This is a genomic window from Microbacterium saperdae, assembly GCF_006716345.1.
GTDB lineage: Bacteria > Actinomycetota > Actinomycetes > Actinomycetales > Microbacteriaceae > Microbacterium > Microbacterium saperdae.
Genome location: NZ_VFOX01000001.1, coordinates 1,280,937 through 1,304,254, shown reverse-complemented (window position 1 = coordinate 1,304,254; position 23,318 = coordinate 1,280,937). Strand labels below are relative to the sequence as shown.

The following is a 23,318-nucleotide window of genomic DNA, read 5'->3' as shown; positions in this document are numbered from 1 at the left end:
GAAGAAGGGCCTGAACGACGATGAAGTCGACATGGAAGAAACTCGTAGCGAAGGGAGTGATCGTCGCCGCCCTCTCCGCGACGCTCCTCCCACTCTCCTCGGCCCCCGCGTATGCGGACGGCACCACCCACTACGTCAGCAACGGCGGATCGTGCTCAGACGCGGGGCCCGGCACGAGCCAGAGTTCGCCCTGGTGCACTTTCTCCCCCGTGAACACACGGGGGAGCCTCGCCCCCGGCGAACAGCTGCTTCTCGCGCGCGGTTCGCAATGGAACCAGCAGCTCACGCTCAGCGGCAAGGGCACGGCGACCAATCGGATCACTCTCGGCGCGTACGGCTCCGGTGCGCGTCCGAAGATTATCCGCAACGGTGACGAAGCCGATCGCGGAATCATCCTGAAGGATCCGAGCTACTGGACGGTCTCCGACCTGGAAGTCGGCCACGCCGGCACGGGCATTCTGGTGAACTACTCCACAGTCGGCAATCGCGAGATGGTGTTCCAGGACCTCTTCCTGCACGACATCCACGGCATCCACCAGGGCTCGGGCAGTGGCAACGCCGCCACCGGCGACGCGATCTGGAACTCCGCCGGCATCGAGTTCACCTCGAAGACGTTCTCTCCATCGAACCCCGCGACCGCTCGCGTCCTCGACGGCCTCACGTTCGACCGGATCGAAGGCACACGCAACCTCGACACGATCTCCCTCGACTGGTTCAACGACGACTACGACAAGATCACCGACCCGACGATCCGGATCGTCGGCAACGTGCTGTTCAACCACCTCGTTCTGCACGAGGACAATCAGGGCGACTACGCATCGTCCGGCTGCGACGACGGAATGCGCATCACCGGAGCGCAGTACGTCACCATGATGAACTCCTCGTTCGACCGAGAGGCGAGCTGCGCCTCGCAGACCGGCACCGCCGCGATCTATCTCGCGGACGTGTCCGACGCGCGGTTCTTCAACAATTCCTTCACCCACGTCCTCAACACCGCATCGAGCGATATGGTGGCCATCGACTTCGAGGCGGAGACGAGGCGCGTCGCGGTGAGCGAGAACTACATCGCAGACAACGCCGGGGCGGGGCTCTCGTACCTGGCCATCCACGGTCCGACCCCGAACCTCACCGACAGCGATATCTCCGGCAACACCTTCGTCTCGAACGGGAACGGTTCCATCCGTCGCTACGGCAACGACGCGACGCCTACCGGCACGATCCGCGAGAACCTGTTCCACGAGCCGAAGGGGCTGACGTACAAGGAGGGGTCGAACTTCAGCGGCTTCACCTTCACGCACAACCTCGCGATCGGGAGCCGTGCCAGCGTCTTCAACTCGTCGGCCGGTTTCGGGCCATCGCAGACATCGGCATGGTCGTATCAGTCCAAGAACGGCGCGGGATGGTCCGACTTGGCCTATTTCGACTCGACCGCGCAGCGGTGGCAGCCCTCGGCGACGACCCTTGTGCCCAACGTGTCTCGTTTCGAGGCCACACCCAAGTCCTGCAGTGACTGCAGCGTCGCCCGCGCCTGGACCGCTCCCGTGACCGGCACGGTCTCCGTCCGCGGCCGCGTCGCCAAGTCCGACATCGGCAGCGGTGACGGGGTGATCACAAAGATCACCCGCAACGGTACAGCGGTGTGGCCGGCGACCGGATCGAAATCGGTCGCCTACAACGACCTCGGCGGTTTCGAGACCTACATCGACGGGCTCTCCGTCACCGCAGGCGATGTCGTCCGCTTCGAGGTCGCCGCCGGTGCGACCGACACGGGCGACGTGACGAGCTGGATGCCCACCGTGGCGTACACGTCCGGGCCGACCGACGCCGAGCATGTCAGTGCCTCCTGGAACTTCGACACGGCAGGGAACCCCGAGGGGTGGACGGTCGGCAACCAGGCGACGCAGTCGGTTTCCGCCGGATCGAACGTCATCAATGCGACAGGGAACGATCCGTACCTCTTCTCGCCTGGCGGGCTCCGAATCAACAGCGACGCCACCGAGTACATCAAGGTGCGAATGAAGAACTCCTCGTCGAGCACACGCGGCGAGTTCTTCTTCACGACGCTGACGGACCCGACGTGGACGGCCGCGAAGAGCGTGTCGGCGACGATCACCGCCACCGACCCGGGATACACCACCTACATCTTCGACCTGACCAGGGTCGCGGCTTGGAAAGGCACGATCACCCAACTGCGATTCGACCCGATCGACAAAGCCGGCACAGTTTCAGTCGACTCGATCTCAGTCTCGAACCGCGGACCCGCACCGGCTTCGGCGCGAACGTGGAGCTTCGACACCGTCGGGTCGACAGAAGGTTGGACTGCGGGCAACGACGTCACTCAATCGGTCTCCGGCGGCGTGAACACCCTCACCGCAACGGGTCCCGACCCCTATGTCTTCTCCCCCGGATCGCTCGGTATCGATGCCGCACGCTACGGCTTCGTCAAAGTCAGGATGAAGAACAACGGCACGAACAACTTCGCGCAGATCTACTGGACCACGACGACGTCACCAGGCTGGGACGGACCGAAGAGCATCGCAGCGCTCGTCGTGCCTCAGGACGACGGGTACACCGACTACGCGTTCTTCGTCGGCGGCAACCCGAACTGGACGGGGACGATCTCCCAGATCCGATTCGATCCGATCGCAGGGACGGGCACACTGAACGTCGATTCGATTTCGGTGTCGAACGTCGCATACTAGCGACCAGCTGCCCTCATCGGGTGTCAGCCGCAAAGGAAGGATCGCACGGAATCGCGGCCCCTTCCTGATGTTCTCGGGGCGGAGCTACGCACGGTCATCGATCAAGCACCACGCCCTCGGGGCGCGACGCGAGGGAGCAGCTCGCTTCGATCGTCGCTCGGGCCGCTGCTTTCCGCGACAGCGACGCTGCCTGACTCAACGATGCTTTCGGATCGGGCTCCAGCTCGACGATCGTTCGCAGTACGCTGATGTGCGCTTCGGAGAGCTGCTGCCGAGTCAAGGTGCTGCGTCCACAGACGGCGATGACGCGGGAGCCGGCCGCATGTGCCAGATGCGCTAGAGCCACGGGCCCCTTGCCCAGCAGCGACTGCTCATCGAGAGACCCCTCGCCGATCACGACGAGGTCACTCTCGCGCACGGCGCGCTCGATGCCCGTGACGGCGGCGATCTCATCGGCTCCCGATCGCACTTCTGCACATCCGACGGCCAGGAACGCGGCCGCAAAGCCGCCTGCGGCGCCCACGCCCGGCATCGCGCTCACGCAGGCGTCCGCATGGGCGTCGAGGACCCGGCCCCACGCGTTGAGGCGATCCTCGAGAGCGCCGACTGCACGCTCGTCGGCGCCCTTCTGCGGTGCGAACACGCGCGCCGCGCCGGTCTTGCCGGTCAGCGGAGATCCGACGTCGGTGGCGATCACGATTCGACAGTCCGCCAGTCTTGCATCCAGACCGCTGACGTCGATGGTCGCGCACTCCGACAGCGAGCGCACGTCGGCGATGTCGGCATCCGCGGAATCCCGCACCCGCAGACCGAGCTCGCGGATCGCGCCGAAGCCGCCATCGGTCGAGGCGCTGCCGCCAACGGCGACGACGATGTCGCGGAACCCCCGGTCGAGGGCGATGCGCATCAGCTCGCCCACCCCCCTCGTGTCGGCGGTGAGGGCGTGCGCCGGCCCGGGTTCAGTGACGAGCCGCAGTCCGGAGGCCTCGGCGAGCTCGATGACCACGGTCGAGCCGTGCACTGCCCAGCGCGCCTCGACCGTGGTACCCAGCGGGCCACTGACCGCGACGGTCTCGAGCTCGGCTCCGGCCGCGGCGAAGGCTTCGAGCGTGCCCTCGCCGCCGTCAGCGATCGGCATTTGTCGCACCACTGCATCGGGGGCCGCATCGAGCACACCCGCGGCGATCGCTTCCGCGGCCTCGACTGCGGTGAGCGAGCCCTTGAACTTGTCGGGTGCCACGAGCACGCGCAGCGGCCGGGCGGAGGAGTCGGTCATGAGTCAGCCCGCCCGCTCCCCGACGCGGCTCCGACGCCCAGGCAGCGACGCCCCGCATGCTCACACATCGACGCCGACACCGCGGAAGTACGCGGTCGCTCTCCCCGCAGCCAGATCGGGATCGACGAAGAGCCCGATCTCGTTCGCGGCCTCGAAGACCCGCGCGAGGTGCAGCAGGCTGCGTCCCGTCTCGAACCCCGCGATCATCCTGAAATGCGACTGCCAGCCGGTGAGGTAACTCAGCCAGACGACCCCGACTTTGTAATACTGCGTCGGGGACTCGAAGATCAGCCGGCTGAGCTCTTGCGTCGGGCCGAGGATCGATCGGAACCCTTCCACGTCTCCGCGGTCGAGCGCGGCGAGTGATGCCGACGCAAAGCGCGGAATCGCCGAGAAAGCACCCAGCAGCGCGTCGCTGTGCCCCTCCTCATCACCGGCGATCAGCGGAACATAGTTGAAATCGTCGCCGGTGTACGGCCGCACACCTGTCGGCAGCCGTCGCCGGAACGCGACCTCGTGCGCCTCGTCGAGCAGCGACATCTTGAGACCATCGATGCGCTCCGCGTGGTCGCGGATCAGCGCGAGCACAGTCCCGCTCGATGCAGCGAGGTCGGGGCTGCCCCAGTAGCCGGCGAGGGCCGGGTCGAACATCTCGCCGAGCCAGTGCAGCACGACCGGACGCCGCGCCGCACGCAGCACCCGATCGTAGACGCGCAGGTAGTCGTCCGGCCCGGTGGCCGCCGCCGCGAGCTGCCGGCTGGCCATGAGGACGACCCGGCCGCCCGCGTCCTCGATCTCGCTCAGTTGCTCGAGATACGCGTCGCCGATCGCCGACAGGTCGCGCTCCGCCGGATCCAGCGTGTCGGTCGCGATCCCGACCACTACGCTCGCCCCGCGCCCCGCCGCTTCCGCGATCGTTCGCCGCCCGAGTTCGAGCGCGGTGCGGGGTGCGATGCCCATTCCGCGTTGAGCCGTGTCCATGCTCTCGGCCACGCCGAGACCCAGATCCCAGAGTCGATGGCGGATGCCGAGGGTTGCGTCCCAGTCGACAAAGGTCCCACTGCCCGCGCTCGAACGGAGCGCGTCGGCGACCACGTGTCCGGCTGCGAATGCCACGCGCGATGTGGCCGGCATGCTGCTCGTCGACAGTTCGGCCGGCCGGCGCAGGCCCACCGAACGCAGGGAACCGTCGGCGCGCGGCAGGGAGATCGCGGTAACGGTGCTCATACGGGAACCTCGGTCCGCGCCGTGATCGGGGCGACGACCGCTGTGGTGAAGGTCCGCACGGTCCGCTCGATGATCGTCTCGAGCGGCAGCGCCCAGAGCTGCTCATGGAACACCTCGACCTCGATGGGATCTGTATATCCGGCCTGGATCACGCTGGCCGTGATGGCATCGAGGTCGATGCCCCCCTCGCCCGGGAGCAACCTGCCCAGCATGTGGTCCTCCGCAGGCAGTGGGAGGACGAAGTCATTCACCTGGTAACCCGCTATGCGCTCTCCCGCGGCGAGCAGGGCGTCGTGCAGGTCAGCATCCCAGAACGTCGCGTAGGCGTCGACGAGGATGCCGACGCTCTCGACCGGCAGCCCTTCGATGATCCCGAGAGCCTGGCGCACGGTGGTGACGACGCTGCGGGAGGTCGCGAACAACGGGTGCAGGGGCTCGAGCTGCAGCCGCACACCCGCCGCGCGCGCCTCCGGCGCGAGCACCTCGAGCGCATCGCGCACGCGTCCCGCCCCGGCGCGCAGGTCGCGGTCCCCCGGGGCGAGACCGCCGGCGATGAACGACAACGTCGGCGCGCCCACGGCGGCGGACAGCTCGATCGCCCGCCGCACATCGTCGAGCGCCGAGTGCAACGCGGCACCCGACTTGTCTGCCACGAAACCGGTTCGCGACATGGAGGTCGCCCGGATGCCCGTCTCGTCGAGCAGGCGCACCGTCTCAGCGGCACCGAGCTCTGCCACAGGCTCCAGCCAGAGCCCGAGGTGACGGACGCCCGCGGCGGACGACGCGCGGGCTGTGTCCGTGAGCGCATACGGGCGGGTGGTCGCCTGGTTGATACTGAGGAGCGGGATCATGCGGAGACCTCCGAAGGAACGGGAAGATGGGTGAAGATACGCGCTTCGCCGCGATGGGCCAGCCGAACCGGTTCACCGCTGCGAGCGGAGACATAGACCGCTTCAACAATCTGCAGCGAGCGCAGCGCCTGCGCACCCGTCACGGCAGGCTCGCGGCCCTCACGGATGGCAGCGACGAAGTCCTCGATCTGACGGCGGTGGAGGTGCTGCAGTGATGCATTCACCTCGGCCACCGACTTGTCGGGACGGAAGCCACCGGATGCGAGGGTCGAAACCGCCTGTTCGTCGCCCGGAACTGCCCAGATCTCGACATCCGCGTCCGATCCTTCGGGGTACTCCCCGATGCTAATGGTCGCGCCCGTACTCCCGGTGATGGTGAGCTCACTGCCGAGGTTGGGCGTCGCGGCCACTGTCGCCGAGAGGGTGGCGATCGCACCCGAGGCGAAAGTGATCACGGCAGCAGCCGTGTCCTCGACTTCGATCGAGTCAGCCAGTGTGAAGGAGCCAGCGCGGCCGTACACCTCGACGGGCTCACCCATGAACCACTGCAGCAGATCGATGTAGTGGATGGCCTGGGTCATGAGCACGCCGCCGCCGTCGGCGTCCCAGGTGCCGCGCCAGGGCGCGGAGTCATAGTATTCCTTCCCGCGGTGCAGCAGCACCCGGCAGTGTCCCAGCATCGGAGTGCCGAGCGTGCCGTCGACGATCGCGCGGTGCAGCCGCTGGGCTCCGGGCCAAAACCGACGTTGGAACACGACGCCGAACGTGACCCCGGCCGCGGCGGTCGCCTCGATCATTCGCTCGGCCGCGGCCGCGCTCGTCGAGATCGGCTTCTCGCAGAGCACGTGCACGCCGGCCTGCGCGGCTGCGACGACGACCTCCTCGTGGGTGGGGTGCGGTGTGCAGACGCTGATGGCGTCGAGATCGAGAACGAGAAGCTCGGCCACGGATCCGGTCGCCGAGGGGATGCCTCGTTGGTCGGCGAACGCTTGTGCTCGGGCTCGGTCGACGTCGCAGACCGCGACGACCTCTGCGCCGTCGGCCGCCCGATACGCGGCCACATGGTTGTCGGCGATGTTGCCACAGCCGACGATGCCGATGCGAATGGGTGCGCTCACGACTGCACCCCGATCGTGGTGGACGACTCGGCAGACGATGCGATGTGTTCTCCGCCGGCGATCGTGTGGCTGCGTGTGATGGGCGACCCCAGGTCGTCGAGCGGCACGAACGCGGTCTCCTTCGACAGGAGCGCGGTGAGGGCGGCAATGCCGGCGATCACCGCGGAGATGATCGCGACCGGCAGCCAGTTCTTCGGATCGCCCGCGGTCAGGGCCAGGTACACGCTCGGCGCGAAGCCGGCGGCGATCAGGCCGATCTGCTGGCCCAGAGCCATGCCGGTCTGGCGAACCTTGAGGTTGAACATCTCGGCGAACATCGACGGGTATACCGCATTGATGGCCGCATAAGCGCCAGCCACTGACAGGAATCCGGTGACGAAGAGCAAGGGAACGTTCTGCGCCTGGATCGCGCCGAAGTAGGCGAACAGCATCGCCGCGCATGCGAGGTTGCCTGCGATGAACACCGGCCGGCGGCCGATGCGGTCGGCGAGCATCGCGAGAATCGGCTGCGTCACGAGCGCGCCCACGTGGCTCACGATCAGCACCCAGAGCATGGTGCTTTCGGCGAGGCCATACTCCCTCGTCGCGAAGGCGAGTGCGAACACCTTGATTACCGTATCGATCGCGAAGGCCAGCGAGCAGAAGACGACGCGCAGGATGGATGCCCAGTGCGACCGAAAGACCTCCAGCACTGGTACCTTCACGAGCGCGTTGTCCTCCTTGGCCTCGATGAATGCCTCGGGCTCGTCAAGCGTCGCGCGTATGACGAAGCCCGCCACCGTGACGATTGCGCTCAGCAGGAAGGGCAGCCGCCACCCCCAGCTCAGCAGGGCCTCCTCCGGCAGCGCGGAGATCGGGATGAAGATGAGCGTCGCGAGCACGAATCCGCCGACGATGCCATTGGGTGCCCAGCTGGTGAAGAACGCCCGACGCCGCGCCGGCGCGATCTCGATCGTGAGCACGGTTGCGGCGGCGGTCTCCCCGCCCACCGAGATGCCCTGGAGCAGGCGCAGGGTCACCAGCAGGATTGGCGCCCAGGCGCCGATCTGCGCATAGCCAGGCAGCAGCCCAACGACGAAGGTGCAGGTGCCCATGAGCACGAGAATGAAAACAAGCACCTTCTTGCGACCGATCCGATCGCCGAAGTGGCCGAGCAGGACGGCGCCGAGTGGCCGGGCCACGTACGACACGGCGAACGTGGCCAGCGCTAGCACGGTGCTCAGACCGGGATCGTCGCCGGGGAAGAACACCTGCCCGAAGACGAGCGCGGCGGCCAGAGCGTAGATGTAGTTGTCGTAGTACTCGAGCGTGCCTCCGGCCATCGCGGCGATGGCCGCACGGGTGGGGCTGTTCTTGCGCTGATCGACAGCGCTTGTGGACTGATTCACTGAGATCTCCTTCGTTGCAGAGTCAGGGTTGGGCCGTGCGGATCAGGGGATGTCCGCGGTGATGCGCGGAATGACGATCGATTTGCCGCGGCCGATCCGGCCGGCGGCGAGGGATTCGAGCAGCTGCGGCACGGCGTCCAACCCGTCCACGAGCTCGACCGGGATGACGCCGACGCCACGGTCGGCGACGATCTCGGCCGCCCGCCGCAGGTCGGCCGTCCGATAGCAGAAGGACCCGGTGAGGGTGATCTCCCGGCGAACGAGCGATTCCGGCCCAGGCAGGTGGGCGTCGTGCGAGAGACCGACGAGACACACCGATCCGCCGTCGCGGACGGCGTCGAGGGCGATCCTGACGGTCGCCTCTCGCGCCACTGAGTCGATGACCACATCGAGCGACCGGTTCTCCCAGGGATTCTCGACGGAGTCGGCGATGCCGACATCGACTATCGCCCGCCGGCGCGCCGGATCGGCTTCAAGGACGCTGCAGACCGCACCCCGTAGATGTGCCTCGACGGCCGCGGCCATGCCGATCGGACCTCCACCGATGACGCCCACTCGCGCGCCCTCGGCGATGCCGGCCCGGTCGACGGCGTGGATGCCGACCGCGAGCGGTTCGACGAGACCGAGCGCCCGCGGGTCGGCGCCCGGGACGGGTATGAGCTGCGCGGCGTCGACATCGATCGTCTGTTGCAGACCGCCATCGACATCCACACCCAGAAGACGACGCTGGATGCACAGAGCACGACGGCCGTCGAGACACCGCTGACAGCGTCCGCATGAGAGGTTGGGGTCGACCGCCACAAGGTCGCCGATCTGCATAGAGTCGACGCCGTCACCGAAGGCGATGATGCGTCCTCCAAACTCGTGGCCGAGCACCGTGCCGGGTTCGGCGCGCTCATTCGTGCCGTTCCACACCGACAGGTCGGTGCCGCAGAGGCCGGCACTAGTGACCTCGATGCGAACGCGCCCAGGGGCGAGGGTCACGCCGCGGTCCGCGGCGGGATCGTCCGCGACGACTCGGCGCGGCCCGACCCAGCGGATCGCGGGCTCGGTGAGCATCATGCCCTCGTCAGCACCGAGGCGAGCGCATGGTCGGCCGCGCGGCGTCCGAAGACCAAGCCGAACACGATACCGCCGATGTAGCGGAGATCCTGCGCACCGCCCGCGTCAGCACCGGCCGCGTACAGCCCGGACACCGGAGCACCGTCATGATCGAGCACACGGCTATCGCCGTCGACGCGCAGTCCTCCGAAGGGGATCGTGATGCACGGCTGTATCTCCACCGCACGGAAAGGCGGCGTGCTCAGCGGCGAGGGACGGTGCGGAAGAGGAGCGTCAAGGGCGACAGACTCGCCTGTCGAGGCACGCCGGTAGGCATCGAGCGTGCTGGTCAGCCCCGCGGCGTCCACGCTCCAGCTCGACACGATCTCGACCAATTCTTCGAGGGTGTCAGCCTCGGCCGTCCGGGCTCCGTGCTTGGTCGCCGCTGCGTGACGATCAAGCGCCATACCACTGGGGTAGGGCACGGCGAGGGCGCGCTGCTGCTGCACCTCGTCGTCCCAGATCAGCACGCCGCGATGACCGGGCTGACGCACGAGGAATTGGTTCGACACCTCGTCACCGAGCGATTCGTCGGTGAATCTGCGTCCTTGCCTGTTGACGATGATTCCGTAGGCGGAGAAGTAGAGCGTCAGTCGCAGGAAGACGCTCGCATCGACCGCGAGCGGACTCGGAAGCGTGTGCCCGTAAAACCCGGAGAGGTGACGGCTCGTCGCCGCTCCCGCCTCGAGCCCTAGGCGCAGACCGTCGCCGACCGAGTTCGGGTTGCTGCGCACGGCGATGTCGTCTGCGCCGTTGCCGATGAAGGTCTGCTTCAGCTGGGCGTCTCCCTGGAAGCCGCCAGTGGCGAGCACCACACCGCCGGCGTGGGCCTCGCGCTGAGCGTCATCGTGCCGGTACCGCACGCCGACGACGGCGTCGCCGTTGCGCACGAGCTCTACACCGCTGACACCGGTCCGGAGGGAGCCCGATGACTCGACCTTCTGCGACCAGACCTCGAACAGCGCCGCGATGTCGATCTTGCGTGCGGTGCCCCACTCCAGATGGTCGTGCCAGGGTTCACTGACGGTCACACCCGCGGCTCGAACGTCGTCGACCGCCTGCTGGTAGCTTTCGACGACGAGCGGGCCGAGGACGGGATCGGCGTCGGGCTGGATGCGGTGGAGCGTGTCGAGGTCGGGCGCGGTCCAGAGGATGCCCGCCGACAGGGCAGCGGATCCGCCGGGCTGGCCCGCCTTCTCGAGGACGAGAACGCGCGCACCGAGGTCAATTGCCCGATTGGCAGTCGCGAGTCCGGCCGCTCCTGCGCCGACGACGATGAGATCGTACGTTTCCGTTGCATCGTTCATATGATCTCTCCTTTGAGGGGTAACGTTTTCCGTTCTCCACGTCCTGACCTAAATCAGAACGGGTAACGTTTCCCACAACATATCCGCGCGAGTCGGCGGATGTCAACCCCTTCATTGACATACGCTGGCTCCAGCATGAAGAGCGGAGGCAGACAGTGGCGACCTTGCGTGAGGTAGCGCGTTTGGCGGGTGTGTCCGTCACCACTGCTTCGCGGGTGCTCAATGACACCGATCGGGATCATCCGGTGTCCGATGCCACTCGCGCCGCCGTGACGACCGCCGCGGAGACGGCCGGCTATCGACGCAGCGCTGCCGCTCGAGCACTGAAGAACGGCCGCAGTCGCCTGATCGGCGTCATCGCCAGCGATGTGCTCGATCCGTACTTCGCCGAGATGACTCGGGGAATCGAGGTCGCCGCCGCCGCCGCCGGCTATGTCACCGTGCTCGCCAACGCGAACCGCGACCCCTACCAGGAGCGCAGCCGGTTCCAGGTCTTGCGTGAGCACGGGGCGGCTGGCATCGTCTTCTGCGGAAGCGATATCGACGGCGCACCCGGCACCGCCGAGCTCGCGCGTGAGGTGAATCACGCCATGCGAGATGGCACGGACGTGATCAGCCTCGCACCACGAGGGTTCGCAGCGACCGAGATCGTCATCGACAATGAGGCGAGCTCCTACGACTTGACGACACATCTGCTTGATCTCGGCAACCGCCAGATCGCCTTCGTGGGCGGCCTGCCGGGGCTGGTCGCCGCGGAGATGCGAATCAGCGGCTACCGGCGAGCGATGTACAACCAGGATCGGCTCCCGCGCGTTGCAGGCCTCGATGGCATGAGCCAGATAAGCGGTCGCGCAGCCACCGAACGACTCCTTGCAAGCGCCACGCGACCGGACGCGATCATCTGCACCAACGATGAGACGGCCATCGGCGCACTCGCCGCCATCTGGCAGGCGGGTCTCCGCATCCCCGAGGACATCGCCATCGCCGGCATCGGTGGCACCGACACCGGCCGGGTCTTCGACCTGACATCGATCGAGTTGCCGCTGGCGGAGCTCGGCAGGCTCGCCGTCGAATGCATCGTGACCCACAGCACTCCCGTGCCCCCCGAGTACAGGCTTCGCCTGGGCCGAACCACCGCCCCCCGGAATCCGATCGCTTGACGGCCGGCAACGCACTGCAACCCCGGCTCAGTGAGACCAAGGAAACCGTCGCGTGACGCCCCTTGAGTACCTCCCCTGAGTCCGACGATCGTGCGTCAGTCGAGATCCCGACTTCGGTGAAGCATCTGGCGGGCGATATCGGCCAATCGGGGGCCGGAAAGGCGGCTGCTGGGCCCGGCGACTCCGATGGCCGCACCAAAGCCCACCACGACGGCGACGCAGGACACCCCGGGATGGAATGCATCTTCATCGACGGCAAACCCCTGGGCTGCGGCATCCGCGACTGCCGGGGCAGACTCGGCCCAGCCCGTAGAGTCAGCAGATGCCATGCGCTCAGCCAGGGCGGCGTCTGCGGCGAGGAGCGCATGCCCGATCGCGGTGCCGAGCAGGGGCTCTCGCTCCCCGATCTTCACCGTCAGGTGAAGGGGTTCTGAGGACTCCACGGCGTCCGCGCACAGGTATTGCTCACCGGAGGCGAATGCCAGGTAGGCGGTCTCTCCGGTCTGCGCGGACAGCGACTCCAGAATCGGGTGTACTCGAGCACGGAGAACCTCCTCGGCCTCGATCCGTCGCCACATCAACTGACCCATTCTGCCGGTGAGCCGGTAGGGACCGCCCTTGGAAGGCTGCTCGACCCAGCCGATCGCGTCGAGGGAAGCGAGCAGGTTGTGCGCCGTGCTGCGGTTCAAGTCCGCACCGTCGGCGAGCTCACTCAGCCTCAGCCCCTCTGGGGCGGCAGCGAGCCGTTCGACCAGCCCGAACGCACGTTGCACTGACTGAATGACGCGAACCGGTCCGCGAATTGAGCATTCCATAATGCTGAATTATATCACCTCAAGCCGGGATGCAGTTCGCGTACTGTCGTGATCTACGTTACAGTTTTCATGTACACCAAATCTCTAGCGAACTTCTCGCTCATAGTTCCACATGGAGGAATCATGTCTCAGCGAATGCGGACTCAGGCCGCCATCGACACGGTGGTCGCGAAGGCCGAGCAGGCGGGCTTCGGTGTCGCGGTCGCCGTCGTCGACGCCGCGGGGGTGCTGGTGGGGTTCGCCCGCACCGACGCAGCGCTCATCGGACCGGTGGACGTGGCACAGAAGAAAGCGCGTACCGCTGCGCTGTTCGGGATGGACGGCATCGACTTCGCCGAGATCGCCCGTCCGGGCGAGCCGACCTACTCGATCGAACACACCAACGGCGGACTGATCAGCTTCGGCGGGAGCGTCGTCCTTCGCGACGGTGGCCAGGTCGTCGGTGGTATCGGGGTGGCCGGAGCCACCCTCGAAGCCGACGAAGATCTTGCCCGCGTCGGTGCCGCCGCCTTCTGAGCCGCCCTCGCACGGAAGGAGACCTCATGAGCTTCACTCTTGATCCTGCCCGCACCGCGGTGCTGGTCATCGGCCTGCAGAATGACAACGTGGCCGACGACGGTGCATCGGGTGGCACGGCCGCGCTTGTGCATGCCCGTGAGGTTGGTGTCGTCGCCAACGCAGCACGGATCGCCGATGCGGCGAGACAGACCGGCGTTCCGGTCATCCACGTCCACTTCGTCGTCGATCCCGAAACTGGCGGAGCCGGCACCAACATCCCTCTGTTCGAGGCGATCACCACCCATCGCACCGTCGAACGAGACACCTACGGTGCGGCGCCGGTCACAGGCGCCGAACCCGTTACCGGTGACCTGCGGGTGGAGCGCAGCCGGATGAGCGCGTTCCACGATACAGCGCTCGACACTATCCTTCGGTGCGCCGGAAAAACGCACCTGGTGCTTACCGGGGTACACACCAATCATGCCGTGGGAACGACCGCTCGTGATGCCGCCGACCTCGGCTACACGCCCCTTGTCGTCAGTGACGCGACCGCATCGACCACCGCTGACGCGCATGCTGCGGACCTGCTCTACGGGTTCGCCGACATCGCCCCCGTCATCGAGACGAACGCCGTCCTCGCCGCGCTCGATCAGGGCGACTTGAAGGAAGAAGCACGGTGATCAGGCTGCTCTCCCTCACCGTCGCGGCGTTCGCGATCGGTATCAGCGAGTTCGTCCTCGTCGGCCTGCTGCCCACCATCGCCGCAGAGACCGACGTGAGCATCGGCACCGCTGGTCTGCTGGTGACCTTCTATGCGCTCGCGATCACAGCACTTTCCCCGCTGCTGACGAGCTGGCTCAGCCGCTACGACTCTCGATGGGCGCTGGTCGCGCTCATGATCGCCTTCGCCGCCGGGAACGTGCTCGTCGCCACCGCCGGAGGATTCACCGGACTCCTGATCGGCCGCGTCCTCGCGGGCGCCGCCCACGGCACTGTCTTCGCCCTGGGCGCACCAGCAGCCGCAGCGATCGTCCCAAAAGACAAAGCAGCCAGAGCCATATCCTTGATGTTCCTCGGTCTGACCGTCGCAATGGTCATCGGGGTTCCCCTGGGCACCATCATCGGCAACGCCGTCGGCTGGCGCACCACCTTCGTCATCGTCGCCGCGCTCGGCGGAATCGCAGCGCTCGCCATCGCGCTGCTCATCCCTTCCACTCGAACCGGAGAATCAGTGAGCCTGCGCGAGCAACTGGCCTTGCTAAAGGACCGTCCTGTCGCCATGACCTACCTCGTCACCGGCCTCGGTTTCGGCGCAACCTTCGCGGTGTTCACCTACCTCGAACCCCTCCTGACCGGGCCTGCCGGTTACACCACCACAGGAGTGGCTCTGGCACTGTTCCTCTTCGGCGGCGCCACGGTCATCGGGAACCTTGCCGGCGGTGCACTCGCCGACCGCATCGGCACCGTCCGCGTCATCCGCATCGCACTAGCCGGGCTGATCGTGGCTTTTCTCAGCCTGCTCCTGACCTCCTCCAGTTCGGTCGGCATCGCCATCGTCATCGCGGTGTGGGGCGTGTTCGCGTTCCTTATCTCTCCGCCCGTGCAGACACATGCTGTCGCACTGGCAAGCAGTCGAGGCCCGGGCGCGGAAAAAGCTGCCAGCGGCCTGAACATCGCAGCATTCAACGGCGGGATTGCGCTGGCATCCTGGGCTGGTGGAATGCTCGTCGAGACGACTGGCGTGGCCCAGACACCCTGGGTCGCGCTCACACTCGCAGTCCTCGCGCTCATCACCAGCCTGGCCATCACTCGACCGACACAGCACCACGGCACCAGCCGAGGGTGAGGGACGCGGCAGAGCGGCGCTCTCACTTCCAACCGCACCCTCGAGCCCCACGCCGGACACAGATGAGAGCCCCACCCACAGATCCACGTGTCCACGCTAGCCAACGTACTCTCAGCGCTCGTGCCGGGGACAGAGCTGCCCCCTGACCAGCGAACAGCGCAGACCACGACGGTGCTTCAGTGGGCTCGTCTCCGTCGTCGTTGCCACCCCCGTGCGTGGAACTGACGATCGCGCTGGTGCACCGCGGTGGCGGTCGTCGTATCCACGCTCGCCGGGGGTCCGTCGGCGACAAGCGGCTACCGGATCGCGTTCTCGGCCGTCAACGTGCGCCCGATGATCAACTGATGAATCTCCTCCGTGCCCTCGTAGGTGGAGACGGCCTCGAGATTGGCCATGTGTCGCATGACGGGGAAGGCAGAGGTCACTCCGTCCCCTCCCAAGACGCCGCGCGCGGTCCGCACGATTCGCTGCGCGAGACGGACGTTGCCGAGCTTTCCGGTGCTGACCTGCGCTGCGCTGAGTCTCTTCTCGGCCTTGAGCCGCCCGAGGTGCAGAGCCACCAGGACACCGCGCTGATAGTCGGTGAACATGTCTGCTAGCTTCGCCTGGACCAGCTGCCTGCGCGCGAGCGGCTCACCGAACGCCCGTCTCCGCCGCGAGAGGTCGAGAGCGGACTCGAAGCTGCTCCGGGCGGCCCCCATCACCCCCCACGCGATCCCGTACCGCGCATTCACGAGGCAGGCCAGTGCGGTTCCCAGGCCCTCGGCGCCGGGAAGTGCCGCCGAAGACGGAACGACGACGTCGTCGAAGGTCACGTCGCACTGCACCGACGCTCGCAACGACAGCTTCCCGCCGATCGGGACGGCACTGAAACCCCGGCTCGCGGTGTCGACCAGGAAACCCCGAACGCCGTCCTCCGCCCGCGCCCACACCACCGCCACGTCCGCGTGGTTCGCCAATCCGATCCAGCGCTTGGCGCCCGAGAGCACCCAGTCGTCCCCCCGTCTCGTCGCGGAAGTCGTCATCCCTCCCGGATCGCTGCCGCTGTGAGGTTCGGTCAACGCGAAGCACCCCAGCGCCTCCCCCGCGGCCATCGCCGGCAGCCACCTGTCCTTCTGCTCCTCGCTGCCGTACGAGTCGATCGACGTCATGGCGAGGGAGCTCTGCACCGAGAGGAGCGTGCGATAGGACGAGTCTCCGGCTTCGAGTTCCATGCAGGCAAGACCGTATCCAACTGTCTCGCCGTCATCCCTCGAAGCGATCGGGAGCGAGAGCAAACCCGTGCGGCCGAGAGCACGGAGAATCTCCGGGCGAAAGCGTTGCGCTTCGAAATCGTCGTCGATGACAGGACGGATGTGCTCGTCCACGAGAGTGCGCGCGACCTCGCGCCACATGATCTCGGCCGGGGTCAACCGGCTCTCCAGGTCGAGGAGCGTATCGATGGTGGTTGTCATGAGTCTCCGCCCGCAGATGCCAAAAGGGACACGGTCTGTGCCACGCAAGCTGGTGAAGTCGAACCGCGCACTTCCACGTAGTGGTCGATCACGAGACGCGCACCCGCCCGGAACTCGCCCATCGAGGCCAGAGTGATTCGATCGCGGATGTGCTCTCCCACACGGATCGGCCTGGGGAAGCGCACTCTCTCGAGCCCATAGTTCACCACGGCGGAGATGTCGTCGACACGATAGGTTCTCGCAGCGAGCGTGGGGAGCAGCGCGAGGGTCAGGTAACCGTGCGCCACCGTCCCCCCGAACGGCCCGTCCGCTGCCATTTCAGGGTCGACGTGGATCCACTGCCGGTCCTCGGTGATGTCCGCGAACGCGTCCACCCGATCCTGAGCTACCTCCAGCCAAGGGCTGACGCCGAGTTCGCTTCCCACGAGGGTGCGCAGCTCGCGGACTCCGTCGATCATGCGCACGCTCATGGCGCCTCAACGAGGAGGGCGACGCCCTGTCCGACGCCGACACAGAGTGTGGCAAGGCCGCGCCGGGCATCAGCGCGCTCCATCCGCCCCAGAAGGGTGATGGTGATCCGCGCCCCGGAAGACCCGAGAGGATGCCCCAAGGCGATCGCGCCGCCATCCGTGTTCACGATGCCTGGGTCGATGGCCAGCCTGCGAAGGCAGGCGAGGGACTGTGTCGCGAAGGCTTCGTTCAGCTCGACGGCGTCAATGCCGCCCATGGACCATCCGCTCCGGTGCAGCACCTTCTCGGTCGCCGGGACGGGCCCCAGTCCCATGAAGCGGGGCTCGACTCCGGCTGCGGCCCCGGCAACGACGCGGGCGCGCGGCTGAAGGCCGAAGCGCCGGATCGCCCGTTCGCTGACCACCAGAATCGCCGATGCGCCGTCGTTGAGAGAGCTCGCGTTGCCCGCGGTGACCACCCCATCGGCAGAGACGACGGGGCGGAGTGATCCGAGTCTCTCCATGCTGGTGTCTCGCCGCGGACCTTCGTCACGAGTGACGACACAGGTCGGAGTCTGCACCGGAACGATCTCGGCATCCAGTCGTCCCTCGTCGATCGCGGTAACTGCTCGACGGTGCGAAAGCAGAGCGAACGAATCCGCATCCTCTCTGGTTATGCCATCGAGCCGGGCGACGGCCTCGGCCGTCTCCGGCATCGACATCGTCGACTCGGGCTGATGACGAGGATTGACGAACCGTGATCCGATCGAGGTCTCCGCGATCTCTCCCGGCTTGGAGAACGGCTTCTCCGGCTTCGCCAGGACCCACGGCGCACGCGACATCGACTCGACCCCGCCCGCGACGACGATGTCGGCCGCCCCGCATTCCACCATCTGCGCGGCAGAGATTATCGCCGACAGGCCAGACGCACACAGACGATTCACCGTGATGGCGGGCACATCGACGGGATAGCCCGCGAGGAGCACAGCCATCCGTGCAACGTTCCGGTTATCCTCCCCCGCCTGATTCGTGCAGCCGAGGATGACCTCATCGACATGCGCCGCATCGAGTCCCGCCCGGCGGACGACCTCAGCGAGGACCACGGCCGCAAGGTCGTCCGTCCGCACGCCCGACAACACCCCGCCGTATCGCCCGACGGGTGTGCGCACGCCACCCACCAGAAACGCCACCATCAGCGAGCTCCCCCGTTGACGTAAAGGGTCTGACCGGACACATAGCCGGCATCGTCACTCGCGAAGAAGACGATGACCGAGGCGATGTCGTCGGGAACCCCGACGCGACGCAACGGCGTGCGTTCGGCAGCGATCGCCATATGCTCCTCGGCCGACAAACCCACTCGGCGGGCAGTGGACGCGGTCATTCCCGTCGCGATATAGCCGGGCGCGACCGCGTTCACGGTGATCCCGAAGGGGCCGAGCTCGATGGCCAGGGTCGCCGTCAGCCCTTGCACGCCTGCCTTCGCGGCCGCATAGTTGGCCTGCCCGCGGTTGCCCAAAGCCGAGCGCGAGCTGACGTTGACGATACGCCCTCGACCGCGGTCGACCATCGAACTCTGTGCTGCGCGACAGCAGAGGTAGACGCTTGTCAGGTTCGTCGTCATCACCGCGTCCCAGTCGGGTCGCTCCAGCTTGAACAGCAGGTTGTCTCGTGTGATCCCGGCGTTGTTCACGAGGACGTCTATCCCGCCGAAACGGGCGACGATCTCGGCGAACGTGTGTTCGACGGCGCTGCTGTCTGACACATCGCAAGCGATCCCGAACGCCCCTCCGCCGGAGTCCGCGACCTCGAGGTCCGCACCGATCGCTGCCACCGCAGCCTCGGTGCGCTGTGCGTCGAGGTCGATGATCACGGACGTCGCCCCCTCACGAGCGAGTCTCAACGCCGTCGCATGACCGATGCCCCCGGCTGCACCGGTGACCACAGCGATCTGGCTGCCGAACCTCCGCGACGGCTTCACCCCACTGGATTCCATGACTATCGCTCCGATCTATGCGAACGCCGAGACGCCGGTGATGTCGCGCCCGACGATGAGCGCCTGGATGCTGTCGGTTCCCTCATAGGTGTGGACGACCTCCATGTCGGTCAGATGGCGAGCGACATGGTTCTCGAGGAGAAGTCCATTGCCGCCCAGGATGTCGCGAGCTGTCGAGCAGATCCACCGTCCTTTCTGTGCCGTGTGCATCTTGGCGAGCGACGCCATGGCACTGGTCATCTGACCTCGACCGGAGAGGTCGGCCAGCCGGAAGCAGATCAGCTCCATTGCGGTGAGCTCGGACAGCATGTTCGCGAGCCGGTGCTGGACGAGTTGGAACGAGGCGATCGGACGCCCGAACTGTGAGCGCTCCCCCGCATAGGCGAGGGCGATCTCATAGGCGGCAGTCGCATGTCCCAGCGCCTCCCAGGCCGCGCCGCTGCGCGTCGTCGCAAGCACTCGTGACACGTCGCGGAACGTTTCTGCGTGCGCGAGACGATTCCCGACGGGGATACGCAGGTCTTTCAGGACGACATCGGGCTGGAGCACCGCTCTTTTGCCTATCTTGCCGGTGATTACCGTGGTCTCATAGCCGCTCGGGAAGGTACCGTCGTCGTGCTTCTCAAGGACGAATCCCTTCACATGGCCGTCGTCCTCGTCGCGCGCCCAGATGACAACGATGTCAGCGAAACTCGCGTTGCCGATCCAGCGCTTCCGCCCGTTGAGGATATAGAAGTCACCTTCGCGACGAGCACTGGTCTCCAGCGCCACGGAGTCCGAGCCGTGCTCCGGCTCCGTGAGAGCGAAGGCTCCGATCTTGCGAAGACGGGCCATATCCGGCAGCCATCGGCTCTTCTGCTCCTCATCACCGAGCATGCTGATGGATCCCATGGTCAGCCCCGAGTGGACGGCGAGGAAGGTGTTCATCGAGCCATCGCCGCGGCTGAGCTCCCGCGCGACGATTCCTACACCGAGCCGTGTGAGCCTCGGACATCCGTATCCCTCGATCGCACCGCCTGCAACATCCAGATCGGCGAGCAGGGGGACGAGCTGGTGAGGGAACTCGGCCCGCTCCCAGTACTCGTTGATGACGGGCAGAAGGTCGCGATCGACGAAAGCTCGGACGCGGGAGGCTACGTCCCGCTCCTGCGCCCCCAATGTGTCGTCCAACAGGTAATAGCTCCGGTAACGATCAGCTGCCAGATGATTCATCGTGCCCCTCCGTGGGTTCCGTGACGATCGGTGAGATGACTGCCGCCCCGTCTGGCGAACGGAGATCTCCTCCCTCGCGGAGCCACGCTCGCACCCGGGCGTCATCCTGCCCCAGCTCAGGCGGTGAGGTGAGGTGTGTGGCGGGGGTAGCGCTGAAATCAATGGGATGACGCACAGTCGGCATCCTCCGCGGTCCCTGTCCCGTCCACGCCACGGGATCGAGACCGAGCCGTTCCGCGAAGGCGATGCCTTCCGCGATCGAGAGTATCGGCGCGCAGGGAATCCCCTCCACAGACAAGATGTCGAACCACTCGTGTGCGGTTCGAGCCGCCAGGCGCTCTGTGATGGCCGCACGGAGGGCCACACGGTGCTGGTTACGATCTCGAACGGTGGCATATCGAGGGTCACGAGCCGCGTCATGAAGACAGAGGACATCGCAGAGCTTGACGAACTGAGCGTCGTTGCCAACCGCCAGGACCAATGCGCCGTCCCCTGTCTGCATCGGCTCATAGGGGTAGAGGCTCGGATGCTCGTTGCCGGTGCGTCCCGGCTCCACCCCGGCAGTGACCCACGCGGCGGTCTGGTTGACCATCCCCGAAAGAGCCGAGGACAGCAGGTTCACCTCGATTCGCTGCCCCTGCCCGGTCAGGTCCCGGTGGCGCAGTGCTGCGAGCACTCCTATCGCGGCATGCAGACCGGTGATGACGTCGAACACCGCGACGCCGGCGCGATGAGGATCTCCGTCCTCCGGCCCCGTGACGCTCATGAACCCGGAGAGCGCCTGTGCCAGCAGGTCGTATCCCCCAAGCGCTGCGCCTCCCGCCGCACCAAAGCCTGTGACGGATGCGTATACCAGGTCAGGACGAGTCCGTCTGAGGGCTTCGTAACCGAGTCCGTATTTGTCCATGCTTCCCGGACGGAAGTTCTCGATGAGAATGTCCGCGCGATCGGCCAGTTGTATGGCGGCTTGCCTGTCAGCAGGATCAGTGAGGTCCAGGACGACCGAGAACTTGTTACGGTTCACCGAAAGATAGTAGGAGGCTTCTCCTCCTCTGTCCGGAGGCATCCACCGGCGCGTGTCGTCACCGCGCGGAGACTCCACCTTGACCACGGTGGCCCCCATGTCCGCCAGCAGCATGGTGCAGTATGGCCCGGCGAGCACACGGCTGAAGTCAGCGACGACGACCCCGGAGAGTGCACCAATCGAAGGCTGCGGGGCAGGTGGAGGAGGGTTCACACATACTCTTTCTCTTGATGAAGAAGTCCTGGTGCTCGCCGAGCTCTTCGCTCTCGGCCGTGGATGTGCCACCCGAGAGCGAAGAGCCCGAGCGGGTCACTCCTCTATGTAGACTCCGGCGAAGTCGAGCGCCCAGCTCATCGGCTGCTCGAAGCCCTTCACCGACGAGGCCATCGCCCTCGGTGCCGTGTCGCCTACGACAGAGAGCCACGCGGCGTCCTCTGTGAGGAGGGCCGTCGCCTCGGTCACCTTTGCAGTCCGCGCGTCATCGTCCGGAGTGCTCGCCGCCTGCTGCAGCAGGGTATCCACCTCCGGGTTGCAGTACCCGTACCAGCTCTGGCCGCAGAGGAACAGCCAGCCCCACGTTCCGGGTCGCTCGAGGTTGAGCGCGCCGTTCGCCGCATTCCAGTCGACGTCCTTTCCTGCGAGCGCTCCGTAGAACGCACCGAAGTCGAGCGGCTGCAGCGTGACATTGATTCCGACCTCGGCCAGCTGTGCCTGGATCGCCTCGTTCATCGCCTTGGGCTGCATCGCGCCAGAGCCCGCGCTGACATAGCCGACGGTGATGTCGAGGCCGTCCGCATATCCTGCGTCATCAAGCAACTTCCTTGCCTTCTCCGGGTCGTACTCGTACGTGTCGTTGGCCGAGTCATAGAAGCGGCTCGCACTCGACAGGATCTGCTGGGCAGGCACTGCGGTGCCGGCGAGCAGCGTGGTCGCGATCGTCTCACGGTCGATCGCGAAGTTCAGCGCCTCCCGCACTCGCACATCGTCGAACGGTGGGCGATCGACGAAGAGCTGCCACGACCACTCCCAATCGAACTCCTTGGAGGTGACGGTGAACCCAGCGTCTTTCAGACTCGCAAGGTCGTCGGGCTGAGCGCCCTCGATCCAGTCCACCGTCCCGCTTCGCAGCGCCGCCGTTCGGGCGGACGGATCGGGAATCAGCTTCACGATGATTCGATCGAGCTTCGGCCCCTCGCCCCACCAGTCGTCGTTCTTGACGAAGGAGATCTCCGTCGGGCTGCTCTGCTCCTCGAACTTGAACGGCCCTGTCCCGGTCGGATTCTCCGCCATCCCCTTGCCGCCGGACTTCTCGAGCACCGCAGGACTGCCGAAGTAGACGCTGTACAGATCCTCGAGCAGATAAGCGTATGGGGTGTGAAGGTGCAGCGCTATGGTCATGTCATCGACTTTCTCCACCGACTCGATGTAGGCACCAGGATCGAACCAGGACAGAAGCGCGGGATCGTAGTTCGGGTTGTCCTCGTTGAGATAACGATCGAAGTTGTACACCGCCGCGTCGGCATCCCAGGGTGTTCCGTCGTGGAACGTCACCTGCTCGCGAAGGAAGAAGGTGTAGGTGAGCCCGTCGTCAGCCACGGTCCAGGACTCCGCCAGCGCCGGCGCCACTCCCGCAGGGACGTCGGGATCCGAGACGTCGCGCTTGGTCAGACCTTCGTACATCATGTGGGCGATGAGCCTCTGGTTCTCGTAGCCGCCGCTGGTGGCGCGAGTGGTGTCGAGGTTGGAGATCGTCGCCATCTGCGAACCGATGACGAGCGTCTGCTCCGCGTCTCCGTCTTGTTCGGTGGCTCCCGTGGCGCAGCCTGCGAAGAGCGACGCGGACAAGATGATGCCGAGCGCGGCAACGACCGTTCGTTTACGTGTGCCGTTCATGTGG

General features: G+C 66.3%; 20 protein-coding genes. 5 read left to right on the top strand and 15 right to left on the bottom strand.

From position 1 onward, the window contains the following. Nucleotides 1-20: 20 nt before the first annotated feature. Nucleotides 21-2,702, top strand: a complete 2,682-nt coding sequence (locus FB560_RS06195) for a right-handed parallel beta-helix repeat-containing protein (RefSeq protein WP_141871556.1) — start codon at nt 21-23, stop codon at nt 2,700-2,702. A 94-nt stretch (nt 2,703-2,796) separates the two neighbouring features. Here FB560_RS06195 and FB560_RS06190 read toward each other — a convergent pair whose 3' ends face one another. The 7 genes from FB560_RS06190 to FB560_RS06160 are packed head-to-tail and all read right to left on the bottom strand — an operon-like array spanning nt 2,797 to nt 10,970. Continuing rightward, the gene (locus FB560_RS06190; RefSeq protein ID WP_141871555.1) at nt 2,797-3,978 is read right to left on the bottom strand and encodes a glycerate kinase; all 1,182 of its coding nucleotides are present in this window, start codon (nt 3,976-3,978) and stop codon (nt 2,797-2,799) included. A gap of 60 nt (nt 3,979-4,038) precedes the next feature. Continuing rightward, nucleotides 4,039-5,205: a dihydrodipicolinate synthase family protein gene (locus FB560_RS06185; RefSeq protein ID WP_141871554.1), complete on the bottom strand. Its 1,167-nt coding sequence runs from the start codon at nt 5,203-5,205 to the stop codon at nt 4,039-4,041. After that, nucleotides 5,202-6,056 (bottom strand): sugar phosphate isomerase/epimerase family protein, encoded by an 855-nt coding sequence (locus FB560_RS06180; protein WP_141871553.1) that lies wholly within the window; start codon nt 6,054-6,056, stop codon nt 5,202-5,204. Before FB560_RS06180 ends, FB560_RS06185 begins: the two co-directional genes overlap by 4 nt. Continuing rightward, complete coding sequence (locus tag FB560_RS06175; RefSeq protein WP_188895290.1) at nt 6,053-7,174, bottom strand: Gfo/Idh/MocA family protein; 1,122 nt, start codon at nt 7,172-7,174, stop codon at nt 6,053-6,055. Before FB560_RS06175 ends, FB560_RS06180 begins: the two co-directional genes overlap by 4 nt. Continuing rightward, entirely contained in the window at nt 7,171-8,562 is a 1,392-nt protein-coding gene (locus tag FB560_RS06170; RefSeq protein ID WP_211349953.1) for an MFS transporter, read from the bottom strand. The genes FB560_RS06175 and FB560_RS06170 overlap by 4 nt, the downstream gene beginning before the upstream one ends. Nucleotides 8,563-8,604: 42 nt before the next feature. Continuing rightward, nucleotides 8,605-9,621, bottom strand: coding sequence for a zinc-dependent alcohol dehydrogenase (locus FB560_RS06165; protein ID WP_170198076.1), 1,017 nt, complete (start codon nt 9,619-9,621; stop codon nt 8,605-8,607). After that, nucleotides 9,621-10,970 (bottom strand): FAD-dependent oxidoreductase, encoded by a 1,350-nt coding sequence (locus FB560_RS06160; protein WP_141871551.1) that lies wholly within the window; start codon nt 10,968-10,970, stop codon nt 9,621-9,623. Before FB560_RS06160 ends, FB560_RS06165 begins: the two co-directional genes overlap by 1 nt. Before the next feature lie 155 nt (nt 10,971-11,125). On the opposite strand from FB560_RS06160, the gene FB560_RS06155 reads away from it, so the two are divergent. Next, nucleotides 11,126-12,130: a LacI family DNA-binding transcriptional regulator gene (locus FB560_RS06155; protein WP_267901901.1), complete on the top strand. Its 1,005-nt coding sequence runs from the start codon at nt 11,126-11,128 to the stop codon at nt 12,128-12,130. Between the two features lie 95 nt (nt 12,131-12,225). Here FB560_RS06155 and FB560_RS06150 read toward each other — a convergent pair whose 3' ends face one another. Beyond that, nucleotides 12,226-12,945: an IclR family transcriptional regulator gene (locus FB560_RS06150; RefSeq protein ID WP_141871549.1), complete on the bottom strand. Its 720-nt coding sequence runs from the start codon at nt 12,943-12,945 to the stop codon at nt 12,226-12,228. Nucleotides 12,946-13,068: 123 nt separating this feature from the next. Here FB560_RS06150 and FB560_RS06145 point away from each other — a divergent pair, with 123 nt between their 5' ends. From FB560_RS06145 to FB560_RS06135, 3 genes are read left to right on the top strand one after another with little or no spacing between them, the layout of a single operon-like run. Further along, nucleotides 13,069-13,461 (top strand): heme-binding protein, encoded by a 393-nt coding sequence (locus FB560_RS06145; protein WP_141871548.1) that lies wholly within the window; start codon nt 13,069-13,071, stop codon nt 13,459-13,461. A gap of 26 nt (nt 13,462-13,487) precedes the next feature. Then, nucleotides 13,488-14,123, top strand: coding sequence for a cysteine hydrolase (locus FB560_RS06140; RefSeq protein ID WP_141871547.1), 636 nt, complete (start codon nt 13,488-13,490; stop codon nt 14,121-14,123). Then, nucleotides 14,120-15,289: an MFS transporter gene (locus FB560_RS06135; RefSeq protein ID WP_141871546.1), complete on the top strand. Its 1,170-nt coding sequence runs from the start codon at nt 14,120-14,122 to the stop codon at nt 15,287-15,289. The genes FB560_RS06140 and FB560_RS06135 overlap by 4 nt, the downstream gene beginning before the upstream one ends. 296 nt (nt 15,290-15,585) lie before the next feature. Here the strand turns inward: FB560_RS06135 and FB560_RS06130 are convergent, their stop codons facing one another. From FB560_RS06130 to FB560_RS06100, 7 genes are all read right to left on the bottom strand, one after another. Next, complete coding sequence (locus tag FB560_RS06130) at nt 15,586-16,743, bottom strand: acyl-CoA dehydrogenase family protein (protein WP_141871545.1); 1,158 nt, start codon at nt 16,741-16,743, stop codon at nt 15,586-15,588. Next, nucleotides 16,740-17,213, bottom strand: a complete 474-nt coding sequence (locus FB560_RS06125; RefSeq protein WP_211349952.1) for a MaoC family dehydratase — start codon at nt 17,211-17,213, stop codon at nt 16,740-16,742. Before FB560_RS06125 ends, FB560_RS06130 begins: the two co-directional genes overlap by 4 nt. Next, nucleotides 17,210-18,385 (bottom strand): thiolase family protein, encoded by a 1,176-nt coding sequence (locus tag FB560_RS06120; RefSeq protein ID WP_141871544.1) that lies wholly within the window; start codon nt 18,383-18,385, stop codon nt 17,210-17,212. The genes FB560_RS06125 and FB560_RS06120 overlap by 4 nt, the downstream gene beginning before the upstream one ends. Beyond that, nucleotides 18,385-19,185: a 3-oxoacyl-ACP reductase FabG gene (fabG, locus tag FB560_RS06115; protein WP_141871543.1), complete on the bottom strand. Its 801-nt coding sequence runs from the start codon at nt 19,183-19,185 to the stop codon at nt 18,385-18,387. The genes FB560_RS06120 and fabG overlap by 1 nt, the downstream gene beginning before the upstream one ends. A gap of 15 nt (nt 19,186-19,200) precedes the next feature. Next, on the bottom strand, nt 19,201-20,397 hold the full coding sequence (locus tag FB560_RS06110) for an acyl-CoA dehydrogenase family protein (protein ID WP_141873141.1): 1,197 nt from the start codon (nt 20,395-20,397) through the stop codon (nt 19,201-19,203). Continuing rightward, the gene (locus tag FB560_RS06105; protein WP_229673384.1) at nt 20,378-21,535 is read right to left on the bottom strand and encodes a CaiB/BaiF CoA transferase family protein; all 1,158 of its coding nucleotides are present in this window, start codon (nt 21,533-21,535) and stop codon (nt 20,378-20,380) included. The genes FB560_RS06110 and FB560_RS06105 overlap by 20 nt, the downstream gene beginning before the upstream one ends. 195 nt (nt 21,536-21,730) lie before the next feature. After that, on the bottom strand, nt 21,731-23,314 hold the full coding sequence (locus FB560_RS06100) for an ABC transporter substrate-binding protein (RefSeq protein WP_141871541.1): 1,584 nt from the start codon (nt 23,312-23,314) through the stop codon (nt 21,731-21,733). Nucleotides 23,315-23,318 lie beyond the last annotated feature (4 nt).